The sequence below is a fragment of the Paenibacillus sp. P4_A9 genome (genome assembly GCF_056402415.1).
The window spans coordinates 178,232-190,520 of record NZ_JBFUHL010000003.1; the positions used below are offsets into that span (position 1 = coordinate 178,232).

Sequence of the window (12,289 nt, forward strand, 5' to 3'; positions counted from 1 at the left end):
GTCTACAGGACTAAGCTTACTTGTTCGCGCATAACAATCGCATAAAAATGAAGGGCAAGACATTACAATTTCGTAAAAATGCATAAAAAAGAGCGACCCTCAAGTAGTTGAAGCTACTTGGAGGACAGCCCTTAGTTGGATTGAATGAAAATGGCAATGATTAGTTGACGATCGCATCCTGCTTCGTATCATTTTGAATGATGCTGTGTGAAGATGAACCGGTAAGGCGTTGCGGAGGAAAAACTTGGCGAACTGGCGCAATGATGAGCGCAGCTACGACAGCTTTAATTGCATCCCCAGGAAGGAATGGATAACAGCCTTGTGCCATTGCTTTTGCAAATGTATAGGTAGGAACCTTATACATTAACCACGGTACGCCAGCCAAATAAAGAAAGAGGGAGCCGAAAACTTCAAGAACAAGGAACGCAGCGACATAGCCCATGATGCCTTTTAATCGAATACGAGGTAAAATGAGACCAATGAGCATCGCGGATATCGGCCAGATCATGATAAAGCCGCCGGTAGGTCCGAGTACTTTGGCAATACCTCCGGTCCCAGCGAGAAGGGGAAAGCCCAACGCAGTAAGAACAACGACAAGGGCCATACTTAGGAATCCGTAACGCGCGCCCAGTAAACCTCCAGCGAGCATAACAGCTAATGTTTGCAAAGTAATCGGAACTTCGGAGCCAACTGAGATTTTAAGGAAGCTGAATAAGACGAGAATAGCGGCAAATAAAGCACTGAAAATAACACCACGTAACGTAAGTTTCATATTGTTGACCACTCCTGTTTCTGGTATTGTTAATTCATTGTCAACCGAAACATTGCAACTAAGTTGACAATACAGATGATAGCACAACTGCTAGAAAAGTGAAAGGAACTTTTTTACATATGCCTACGAGAGAGAAATTAATGTCATTAAATAATGCTTCTATCGTCTATCGAATGGAATCGGGTGAAGGGCGGCGTGTGTGGTCGGGCGTCTCGCTAGACATTCATAGAGGTGAGTGGATAGCTGTTGTGGGCCCAAATGGAAGCGGGAAAAGTACGCTTGCAAGTGTACTATTAGGCTTGAACCCGTTGTCGGAAGGGCAAATTCAACGTAGAACGGATGATGTGAATTCAACGACACGAGGCGTACTCCAATTGCCAGAAGCACAGTTCATAGGAGAAACGATCGCGGAGGAACTGGACTTCCTATCGCAAGCACAGCAGCTATCGGCTGGGGAACGCAGGAAATGGTATGTGGACGTCCTATCCGCTGTAGGCTTATCACTTTCGCCGGAGCGTACGATGGCAACATTATCAGGTGGGCAGAAGCAGCTCGTTAATCTGGCAGCCGCACTTGCTATTCAGCCAGAGATTCTATTATTGGATGAACCCACAGCGATGCTGGATCCTGCTTCTCGTAAAGAAGTGCGCGAAGCCGTACGTCAAGCACATCAACGTGGAACGACGATTGTTTGGATATCACATCGGCTAGAAGAGGTGGCGGATGCCAGCCGTGTGATCGGTTTTGGAGCGGGTAGGATTACTTTTGATGGGGATCCGCGCAAGTTCTTTTATGGTGAAGCCGAAGGTGCTGGGGAGAAATCTTCGCCTTGTGTGGAGCTTGGCTTTGATCCGCCTTTTGCCATTCAAACGGCGATGAGTTTGATCGAGCAAGGACTCTCCTTACACCCCCTACCTCTAAATATGGAAGAACTGGCGGAGGCGATCTTATGTCGATAGCATTGAAGGGAGTAGGAGTAATAGCTCCGGATTCACCGGATGTGACTCTGCTACAAGATATAAGCTTCACCCTGCAAGAGGGAACAACGACGTTGCTTATCGGCCATGCAGGATCAGGGAAATCCACGTTGCTGCAAGTGATGTCGGGTCTACTCAAGCCACAAGCTGGAACGATTACGCTGGACGAACAGCCTATTTGGCTCAAGCCTACGAAGGTTGATTCCAAGCAAATGCTTCGATTCGGTTTAACATTCCAGTTTCCGGAGCAGCAGTTGTTCGCACGCAGCATCCGTCAAGAATTCGCCTATTCGCTTAGACCTTACAAGCTCCCGGCAGAAGCGCGCGAACGGCGCATCCGCGAGACGACGCATGCGCTTGATCCCCATGGCGTATTCGCCATGGATCGCTCGCCCTTCGCACTCAGCGGCGGCGAGCAGCGGCGGCTCGCGCTGGCGACCACCTTCGCCACGGCGCCGGATTGGCTCCTCATGGATGAGCCAACTGCCGGCCTCGAGGCGGCCGCCGTGCGCGAGCTTCTGCGCATGCTGCGCGAGCGAACCCGTGGCGGACTCGTCGTCGCCACGCATGATCTGGACACGTTCTTTCCGCTAGCGGACCGTGTCCTCGTTCTAGACCATGGCGAGCTCGTCTTCGACGGCTCGCCGCAAGAGCTCTGCCGCGCGCACGAAGTGCTAGCGCGCGCCGGGGTTGGCCTCCCGAGCTGCGCGGAGGCCGCTGCCGAGATGGCGCGAGTTGGCATCGCCATCGCGCCGGATCGGCTCACGCCGGCGCTTGCCGCGTCGGCGATCTTGGCTGCGCTGTGCGAAGGCGGCAGCGCTAGCGCTTCGGCGCCTGCGGAAGCGGCGCCGGCTGCCGCGCGCGTGGCGCAGCCACCGCAACTGCAGCCACCCTCGCCGATGGCGGGGTGGTTGCGACTGGACCCGCGGGCGAAGTGGCTGCTCTACCTGCTGCTCGCCATCGGGACGATGGGGCAGCAGGGGTGGGGCAGCCTCGCGGTGGCCGCAGGGCTCGTCGGCTGCGCGTTTCTGGGCCTCCCGCGAAGTGTCCTGCGCGGGATCCGAAAAATCGCGATGTCCTATGCGATTTTCTTGATCTTCTCCGTCGCTCTAGCAGGGATTGAGTTCTCACCGCTAGGCTACGTGGTCGAAATTGGCTGGAGCACAACCTTCATTCTGACACGTCTATTTCTCGTCCTAATGGTCGGTTACTGGCTCGCGATGTCGACCCCATACGGTCAGCTTGTACAGGGACTGAACTGGGCATTGCAATACTTGCACAAGGTGAAGCTGCCAGTGGCGTCCTTCTCCTTGGCTGTTTCGTTTGTTTTTCGCTTCATCCCGCTCATCTTGCGGGAGTGGCAGCAATTCTCAACAATCGTACGTGCCCGAGGCAAAGCATCTGTCCGTCCAGGCAGTGTTCGTGTGCGCGACATCCCGGCACTGGTTGTTCCACTATTACTTGCGATGTTCCACAAAGCGGAGCAAATGACCGTCGCGATGGAAATGAAACAAATCGACGGCAAGACGTTGCTTCTACGGAAGAACACGCTAGAGTGGCAGCGGGGGGACACGATTTTGGTGGTGGGTGCTCTATTAGCATGGGGACTACTGCTTTTCACATAATTTCATCGGCTAACGAAAATCTAACGGACGTCACTGCCGTTATTTCCACTCGAAAGGTACATTGGAGCACACAAATCAGCAAATAGCGCTCCTTGTGTCCGTTAGAAATCGAAATTGTCTATATTCTATGTAATAGAGGCTGTCAGGTCCGTTAGGCATAACCGAAGGGATAATCACCTTTGAAGTAGCTCGTGCGAGTAGGAGGCTCAACGAGTGAAGTTCCTCTGGAAACTCAACCATCCATCTAAATCTAGGAATAATTCTCTCAACCATTGCTTACAAATAGAGTGATAGACAATTACTCTAGAAATGGTTGGTGAGTTATGAACATCCAAAGAAAGAGATTTCTATTTTACTCGCTGCTAGCTGGGCTGTTTACCCTGCTTTTTCTCCTTGTCATCATTGGACTCAATCCTTCATCAGCACCGATCGACATAGAAGTACAAGCCGAGGAATTGATCGAATCTCCTACACCAGCACAGATTGAGGTTCCAGCTTTTACACCGGACAAGCTCGAACAGCCGGTCCAAGTTCAGCCGGACACAATTCCAGCTTCGACATCATCCGTTCAGGTGGACACAGTGCCAACGCCAACATCATCCGTCCAAGTGGACATACCCCCAACTCCAACACCATCCGTTACAGCGGTCACTTACATGCCCGTTGTTGTTGCCACTCCTTCCCCATCCAAAGTCAGTATCCCAGTACTCAACTACCACAGCGTCACAATTGACCCAGGAAATGTGGTCGTTATTTCCCCAGCGAAGCTGTTGGAACAGATGAAATATCTGCATGACCACGGGTACAATCCCATTTCTCTCACAACATTCATAGGCCTTATTGAAAATGAAAGCGGGCTCACGGTACCCGAAAAACCGGTATTGCTTACTTTTGATGATGGCTATGTGGATAATCTGGAGGAGGCGATGCCGATCCTGGCCAAATACGATTTCCCTGCTACACTTTTCATGTCACCAGGTATGGTCGATCATGATGGCTATCTGAATTGGGAGCAAGTCGAGAAACTACATGAAGCCGGCTGGGACATTCAACCTCATGGCATGACACACCCTCATCTGCCCCGGCTTTCAGCGGAACAACAGGCTCTCGAGATCACTGAAGCTAGAAAGCTAATCGAGGAAAAGCTAGGCACACAAGCAGACGTATTCTGCTATCCCTACGGTGAATATAACCAAACAACATTAAAGCTCTTACAAGACCACGGCTTTCGCTACGCTTTTACGATCGAACAAGGTTACACGACCAATCATCAGTCTCCTTATCTGCTCAAAAGGCTTTTTATCAACGGAGAAGAAAACCTGAAAGCGTTCATTCACAAGCTCTCAAAAACCAAGTAGTGGGCACCCATTTGACTCATCAGTCCACCCCCACCAACACCACCAATCACCTTGAGCCCATCTCCACGGTATACTATACTTAAACGAACGATGACAAAAGGCGGCGGTGGAGCAATGGATCAAGCGTACACGATCTACGAGCAGCAAATGCAGAGAAAGCTTAAGCGCTGGGAAATACGTCTGCAAAAGCAACCGAACCTAATAGAGCGTGCCTCCAAATCTGTCCAAAACCGCATCAACCAAGTGATCCCAGAGAAAGTCCACAATACGATCACCGCGACGGTCAAAGGGATTGTGCAAACGACCCTGTTCGGGATGAACTATATGCCGACAACGGATCCCTTAAAGGGCGTGTCTTTAGCAGATCGTGATGCCAAAGCAGAGGAATTGCTATCTCTCTACAAAAAGATCGCGGCCGCCGAGGGAGCTGGTGCGGGTGCTGGCGGAATTTTGCTTGGGCTTGCTGATTTTCCGATTCTGATCGGGATTAAGTTGAAATTCCTTTTTGAATTAGCGCATATTTACGGGTATTCGACCAAGGATTATAGAGAGAGACTGTTCATTCTATACGTGTTCCAGCTGGCGTTCTCTAGCTCGAAGAAGAAGCCGGAACTGCTTAACACCATTAAGAATTGGCCTGCCGTCTCGCAGTCCTTTCCGCCTGCCGCCGACTACATGAAACAAGTGAATTGGTTGCAGCTCCAGCAGGAGTACAGGGATACGATTGATTTTCGTAAAATGCTCCAGCTCATCCCCGGCATCGGGGCCGTCGTCGGCGCTTGGGCCAACTTTGGCTTGCTCGAGGAGCTCGGCGTGACAGGCATGAACAGCTACCGGCTGCGCACTTTGCAAGACAAAGCGGCAGAATTGGACGCTAACTTTGAGGCGTAGTAGGGACGAATGATCAGTTGCCTTTCACGCCTTATTTTCATAAATAGTCAAACTCATAGTTATTTCTTGGAACCTCACGCATACACTAGTAGAGAGTCGGATACCGGCTCATCTTGTGATTAATTGTGATTATTTTCACAAGCATATATGTGATTAATTTCACAAATGGAGGAGTGTTGAGGCAATGAGTAAACCCAAAATCGTTATCCTGGGCGCAGGCTATGGCGGACTTGTCACAGCGATAAGGCTGCAGAAGAAGATGAGAAAGAATGAGATGGACGTCACACTGGTCAACAAGCACGACTATCACTACATTACGACACACCTGCATATGCCGGCTGCCGGTACGGATCATCATGAGAACGCGCGCGTGACCATTTCGGATTTGATTGATGAACGGAAGATACGGTTCGTGAAGTCGACGGTTAGAGAAATTTTGCCTAATGAAAAGAAGATTGTGCTGGAAGATGCTACGCTCGACTATGACTACCTGGTGGTTGGTTTAGGAAGTGAGACGGAGACCTTCGGTATTCCGGGCTTGAATGAATATGCCATGTCCATCAAAAGCATTAACAGTGTCCGCTTCATTCGGCAGCACATTGAATATATGTTTGCTAAGTCCAAAATGGCACCGAAGCGCAAGGATTATTTGACCTTCGTCGTTGGCGGCGCGGGGTTCACGGGTACAGAATTTGTCGGAGAGCTGGCGGACCGCATTCCCGTTCTGTGTAAAACCTATGATGTCGATCCTGCGGATGTCCGCATTTATAATGTGGAAGCTTCCCCATCGGCGCTGCCGCCCGGGCTTCCTGAGGATCTGATTGAATACGGGATGGAAGTAATGCGCCGCAAGGGCGTGCAATATAAGCTATCGACCGCGATCAAGGCATGCACACCGGAAGGAGTTATTCTGGGCAATGGTGAGTTCATTCGCGCAGGAACGGTAGTCTGGTCAGGGGGAATACGCGGTAATTCCTTGCTGCAGCAAGCGGGGTTCGAGGTTCAGCGGGGGCGGGTAAAAGTGGATAGCTGCTTGCGTTCGCATCAGTTTCCAGAGATCTTCATTACCGGTGATTGCTCGATTGTTACAAGCCCAGAGGGTACGCCATATCCCGCAAATGCCCAAATTGCTGTCCAACAGGGCTATAATGCAGCTAGGAATCTCATTCAGACTGTTCGAGGCAAAGAAATGAAGCCTTTTGTATATGATTTCAAAGGCACAGTTGCATCCCTAGGCCGCGGTCAGGCTGTTGGTCTACTCAAAGTCAAGAAAGTGAAAGGCCGCATGGCCTCACTTATCAAAAAAATGATCGATGCCCGCTATTTATACCTCATCGGCGGCATTCCACTCATTTGGAAGAAAATGATTTGGAAGCAAAAATCCACAACCCGCAATTATCATGTGCCGAATTAATGCTGCTAACTTTTCCATCTAAACACTAATTATTACTAGGTTTTTAGATCTCAAAAGGATTTCCTCCAATAAATATCCCCGTAATAAATGAATTAACCAATGTTTGAAGAATGCAACCCTCTATTTTGCCCGAAATACCTCGAACCACTACGAGAATGGAAGATAAACAATGAATCAACTGAATGTAAGCGAATTATTGGAGGAATCGGGTACTGGAAAAGACCTTTTTACGTTTTTTCCCTCCTTTACTATGTTGGAAGAAGAGAGTAGTATTCAACTCGTACCTGAACAGTTGAATATTTCGCTTAATTTTCTGTTAAGAAAAGCGGGGGAACCACGAGTTTCATGGGGTGAATAATGGTGCTGATACCAAGTACCTTTTAGGGCGGATTTCTCGCGGCCCGAACCCGACAGCTAACCTCGTAAGCGATCGTGAGAAAGGAGAACATGTGTCTAATACACAAGGTCAATCCTTGTGTTTTTTTGCGTCAATTTTACGGGATTAGATCATTGAGATTAGCTTTAATTGGAGGAACGACCACGAAATGACAAGTGATTCATTAAAAAAAATTGTGTTTGGGAAGCCGCTAAAGTCGAGTGAGATTGAGTCGGAGAAACTGCCTGTCTGGAAAGCCCTTCCTATCCTGTCTTCGGATGCATTATCCTCTGTATCCTACGGGACGGAACAAATTCTGTTAGAGCTCGCAACAGTTGGGGTTGCCGCATTTGCGTTTTCCTTGCCCATTGCCATTTCCATTATCGCGTTGATCCTACTGCTCGTGTTGAGCTATAGACAAGTTATTGAAGCCTACCCCATGGGCGGCGGCGCTTATATGGTTACGAAAGAAAATTTAGGTATGGTGTGGGGACGACTTACAGGGGTCTCGCTCCTGATCGATTACACCTTAACGGTTGCGGTTTCGATCTCTGCCGGTGTACAGGCGATTACGTCGGCCTTTCCTTCTACGGTGCCCTATATTGTGCCCTTAACGCTAATTCTAGTTTGGATAATGGTGTGGCTCAATTTGCGAGGTACTTCCGAATCAGGGACTGTATTCGCGATACCAACGTACTTTTTCATCTTTTGTATCCTGTTGTTAGTTGGTAAAGGCGTCTTCGATTTACTGACGGGCTCACTCAATACGCATGCGATCGAATTCGCACCAAGCGCTGCGACGAACTCATTAACCTTATTCGTACTTCTTAAGGCGTTCTCATCCGGTTGTTCAGCTGTAACGGGAATCGAAGCGATTTCAGATGCTGTCCCACATTTCCGAACACCTTCCGTCAAAAATGCAAACCGTACGCTCCTCTCCTTAGGCGGCTTATTGGCCATCGTGTTCGGCGGTGTAACGCTGATCGCTTTAGGCTATGGGGTTGCACCTGATCATAACGGGCATACATCGGTTCTATCGATGGTGACGGAGCAAGCTTTTGGCCGCGGAGTCATGTACTATGCGACCCAAATCGCGACGATGCTCATTTTGGTGCTAGCTGCGAATACAAGTTTCAATGGTTTTCCGATTTTGGCATCGATCATGGCCCAAGACAAAAACTTCCCGCGTATGTTCTCTTTCCGTGGGGATCGACTTTCCTATCATTATGGCATTATCACGCTAGGCGTATTGGCCAGCCTGCTTTTGATTGGCTTTAAAGGTAAGACCGACGGACTTATTCCACTTTATGCGATTGGCGTATTTTTATCTTTTACATTAGCTCAGGCTGGTTTGGTACGTAAATGGTTAAAAGAACGCGTACCCGGTTGGATCGGGAAGCTGATCATTAACGGTCTAGGCGGCATCGTCTCCTTTGCGGTTCTTATTATTTTCTCTGTGACTAAATTTAGCGAGGGTGCTTGGATCGTTATTATTGTGACACCGATTTTACTATGGTTAATCACGAAGATCGCTCACCATTACGACGATGTAGCCAATCAGCTGAGAATTGATATTACACAAGACCGTGTTTGCACCAAAGAACCCGTGATTATCGTACCTGTGGCCGGGATTCATCGCGCTGTCGAGCAAACACTGAACTATGCGAAATCACTTTCGCCAAACGTCATCGCTTTCTATGTTTCCTTCTCGGATGAGGACGAAGAATCGATGCAGGAGAAGTGGCAGATCTGGGATCCAGGCGTACGACTGGTCGTGTTCAAATCACGGTACAGGACGATCCTGAAGCCGCTGGCAGAATTCATTGATCGCATCGACACTCACGTGTCAGAGAAGCAGTCTATCATGGTTATTCTCCCTCAATTCATGCCGAAGAAATGGTGGCACCGTCTGCTCCATAATCAGTCTGCAGCGCGTATACGCTCGAAGCTTCAAGCTGATAAGGATATCGTTGTTGCGACGGTACCGTATCATTTACACCAGTAGACGTGTACAATAATAGGGAGAACATGTAGACGAGGTGACCTTATTATGGTGAAAAAGAAAGCTAAAATGACGCCAGCTGCGGCTAGCGCGCAAGATAAACCCGCAACACTTAAGGATCTGCTGCGTCCGGAAATTTTGGAAGGACTCAAAGCCCAGGCTGACGCGATGAAAGCGGAAGAGCAAGCGAAGAAGGACGCCGAAAGAGCCAAGGTAGAGGCGGCTCGCAAAGCGGAAGAGAAGCGGCTTGAAAATGATTTTGCATATCAGCTGGAGAAAAGTAAATTAGATTGGCGGAAACACAAATGAGGGGGCGCACGATGTGCCTCCTTTTCTTTGTGATCGCGATGATAGCGCTTGCAGGTTGTGAGGTGGAGCAGGGTGCTGAAGGCGTACAAGTTACAACAGCAGTTACAACAGCTGCGCCGCTGAGTGCAACGGCAACACCACCAGCTATCTCACCAACCCCTGTGAGCATCCCAACAGAGTCACCTGTCACGACGAACTCATCCCATTCGATATCAGATAGTCCGACAATTACAGCAGAAATCGAGGCCATCCCAGCCTTCGCGTCGGTGGAACAATCCTTAATTTCTCGTTATGCCTCTGCCTTACCGACGAAGTGGGGAGAGCGTGTCCCTGGTGTGAAAACACGTTTACATACGAATGACAAAGTAATAGCCCTCACCTTTGATGCCTGCGGCGGGAAAGAAGGCAGTGGTTACGACGAGAAGCTGATCCAGTATTTGATTCAGGAGCACATTCCGGCTACGTTATTCATCAATGCGAGATGGATAGCTGTGAATCCAGCCATCTTTGCCACGTTGGCTGCGAATCCGCTGTTCGAGATCGAAAATCATGGCACCGAGCACCGGCCATTATCGGTGAATGGCAAGCCAGCCTATGGTATCGCGGGCACGAAGAACGTCAAAGAAGCCATTCATGAAATGAACGACAATGCGGATCAGATTGAGAAGCTGACGGGAAAAAGACCAACATTTTTCCGCTCGGGTACGGCTTTTTATGATGATGTCGCGGTGTATGTTGCCCATGATCTTGGCTTTGAGTTAGCAGGCTACTCTGTGCTTGGTGACGCAGGAGCTACTTATAACACGGAGCAGGTGTACAAGGCCATAACCAAGGCCACGAGCGGTTCCATTGTTCTTGCGCATATGAATCATCCCGAGAAGGATACCGCTGAAGGTGTCATCAGAGCGATTCCTGAATTACGTAAATTAGGCTACAGCTTTGTACAGCTTGCTGCTAATGAACTTAATTAAGCACGAAGTCATATTTTCTTGCCCCTGAGACGGGGAAAGCATTGTGTAATAAAAAGTTTACAAGAAAGCGTTTTCATGATACTATCTTCCTAATTTGTTATATTCTCATCTATGGGGTTGTTGTCCGCATGAATAGACCGAAATTGGAAAACCCAACGAATGTGGCGTTTACTGTTCTTTTAGTTTCTAGCTTTTTATTTTGTCTCTATGTATTATTGCCTACGACATCGCAGAAGTCCTTAGAGCAGACAATCATGCCAGAACAAGTAATTAGCGAAGAACAACTTGTGCCTTCTTATGAGCAGCCAGTAGAACAAGAAGCAAGACAAGTAGAACAACAAGTAGCACAACAATTAGAACTAGAAACGCAACAACCCCAACAGCATCAAGTAAATACGCTATCTTTTATTCAAACAGATTATAGCAAACAAAAGGTCCATTATACCGACAAAGTCATTGTACTGACCTATCATCACATTGATGAGAAAGAAAATGGCATTACAATTTCCCCGAAAAGATTTAAAAGTCACATGCAAAGATTGAAGAAAGAAGATTACAATGTAATCAGCATGGAACATTTTATTCATTTTATGAAGAATGAGGCTCAGGTTCCTCAAAATGCGGTTTTAATCACTTTTGATGATGGATATGAATCTTTTTATACCCACGCGTATCCGGAATTACTTAGCTTAGGTTTTCATGCTACAAAATTTATTGTGGTCGATTCAATAGATCATCCAAAGGCACCGCGTCTAACATGGGATCAGATGAGAGAAATGAAACAGAACGGGATGAGTTTTTACTCTCATACCTATGATCATCATGACAAAGCCAAGGCGGGTTCAAGCAACGCACTAATGCCTATGCTTACAAACCCCATTTATTTGGAAGCTGAAAAGAGATTAGAGACCGAAACTGAGTACCTAAAAAGAATTAAACACGATCTGATCACGGCTGAAAACCGTATTGAGGAAGAGCTTGGACCTCAGTACCGTCTACTTGCGTTTCCTTTTGGTGCCTATAATGAAACTGTAATTAGGGTAGGAAAGGAATTGGGAATCGAACTTTTCTTTACGACCAAAGAGGGGATAAATAGCAAAGGGAGTAATGAGATTTTTAGAGTCCATGCAGGCGCAGCGTATATGTCTGAAGATGATTTGATGTGGAGAATGAAGTTATATCATAAAAAAGTAAAGTAAAACTATAGTAAGGAGCCGCATTGAAGCGGCTTCTTTTTTGTTCACGAAGCAGGAACTCTATTTTCTTTTCATCTCAAAAAACTCACATGCTGCTCGATCATAGTAGGTCAAATCGCTAACGCGTGTCTGCACAACCACTGTCGTATCACTGAATCGCAGGACGACCGCATTGGAATCGACGATATGGTCATCTTTAAAAATTCGAACAACGCCCTGTCGATCAATGACCTCCTGAAAATCTGAATCTGAATGTAATCGTTGATTCCTTGCCATGTATGTACAATCCCCTAACTTCATTAAAATAGTTATTTTATTGTACCACAAGGTGGCGAAATGCCCGAATTTAGACGAACGCCTATGCCTAGCCGAGCATACAATGTAGCACCAATTGCTGC

11 protein-coding genes and 1 riboswitch are annotated in these 12,289 nt (G+C 48.0%); of the genes, 9 read left to right on the plus strand and 2 right to left on the minus strand.

Translation table 11 applies throughout. The features are described from left to right. Nucleotides 1-160: 160 nt before the first annotated feature. Nucleotides 161-772 (minus strand): biotin transporter BioY, encoded by a 612-nt coding sequence (locus AC1DVJ_RS04675; RefSeq protein ID WP_477588741.1) that lies wholly within the window; start codon nucleotides 770-772, stop codon nucleotides 161-163. A 140-nt stretch (nucleotides 773-912) separates the two neighbouring features. Between AC1DVJ_RS04675 and AC1DVJ_RS04680 the strand changes: the two genes are divergently transcribed. The 9 genes from AC1DVJ_RS04680 to AC1DVJ_RS04720 all read left to right on the plus strand — a co-directional run bounded on the left by AC1DVJ_RS04680 (nucleotide 913) and on the right by AC1DVJ_RS04720 (nucleotide 11,894). Continuing rightward, nucleotides 913-1,731, plus strand: a complete 819-nt coding sequence (locus AC1DVJ_RS04680; RefSeq protein ID WP_477588743.1) for an ATP-binding cassette domain-containing protein — start codon at nucleotides 913-915, stop codon at nucleotides 1,729-1,731. After that, complete coding sequence (locus AC1DVJ_RS04685; RefSeq protein WP_477588745.1) at nucleotides 1,722-3,374, plus strand: ATP-binding cassette domain-containing protein; 1,653 nt, start codon at nucleotides 1,722-1,724, stop codon at nucleotides 3,372-3,374. The genes AC1DVJ_RS04680 and AC1DVJ_RS04685 overlap by 10 nt, the downstream gene beginning before the upstream one ends. A gap of 323 nt (nucleotides 3,375-3,697) precedes the next feature. Next, nucleotides 3,698-4,732, plus strand: coding sequence for a polysaccharide deacetylase family protein (locus AC1DVJ_RS04690; protein WP_477588746.1), 1,035 nt, complete (start codon nucleotides 3,698-3,700; stop codon nucleotides 4,730-4,732). A 90-nt stretch (nucleotides 4,733-4,822) separates the two neighbouring features. Beyond that, nucleotides 4,823-5,623: an EcsC family protein gene (locus AC1DVJ_RS04695; protein WP_477588748.1), complete on the plus strand. Its 801-nt coding sequence runs from the start codon at nucleotides 4,823-4,825 to the stop codon at nucleotides 5,621-5,623. A gap of 184 nt (nucleotides 5,624-5,807) precedes the next feature. Next, complete coding sequence (locus AC1DVJ_RS04700; protein WP_477588749.1) at nucleotides 5,808-7,037, plus strand: NAD(P)/FAD-dependent oxidoreductase; 1,230 nt, start codon at nucleotides 5,808-5,810, stop codon at nucleotides 7,035-7,037. Between the two features lie 292 nt (nucleotides 7,038-7,329). Beyond that, a riboswitch (cyclic di-AMP (ydaO/yuaA leader) is annotated at nucleotides 7,330-7,481 on the plus strand. 101 nt (nucleotides 7,482-7,582) lie between these two features. Then, nucleotides 7,583-9,418, plus strand: a complete 1,836-nt coding sequence (locus tag AC1DVJ_RS04705; RefSeq protein ID WP_477588750.1) for an APC family permease — start codon at nucleotides 7,583-7,585, stop codon at nucleotides 9,416-9,418. A 45-nt stretch (nucleotides 9,419-9,463) separates the two neighbouring features. Next, on the plus strand, nucleotides 9,464-9,724 hold the full coding sequence (locus AC1DVJ_RS04710; RefSeq protein WP_477588752.1) for a YqkE family protein: 261 nt from the start codon (nucleotides 9,464-9,466) through the stop codon (nucleotides 9,722-9,724). Between the two features lie 11 nt (nucleotides 9,725-9,735). After that, complete coding sequence (locus tag AC1DVJ_RS04715) at nucleotides 9,736-10,695, plus strand: polysaccharide deacetylase family protein (protein WP_477588754.1); 960 nt, start codon at nucleotides 9,736-9,738, stop codon at nucleotides 10,693-10,695. Between the two features lie 128 nt (nucleotides 10,696-10,823). Then, a complete protein-coding gene (locus tag AC1DVJ_RS04720) occupies nucleotides 10,824-11,894 on the plus strand; it encodes a polysaccharide deacetylase family protein (protein ID WP_477588755.1) in 1,071 nt (356 codons plus the stop codon). A 57-nt stretch (nucleotides 11,895-11,951) separates the two neighbouring features. Here AC1DVJ_RS04720 and AC1DVJ_RS04725 read toward each other — a convergent pair whose 3' ends face one another. Next, nucleotides 11,952-12,167 (minus strand): hypothetical protein, encoded by a 216-nt coding sequence (locus AC1DVJ_RS04725; RefSeq protein ID WP_477588756.1) that lies wholly within the window; start codon nucleotides 12,165-12,167, stop codon nucleotides 11,952-11,954. Between the last annotated feature and the right edge of the window lie 122 nt (nucleotides 12,168-12,289).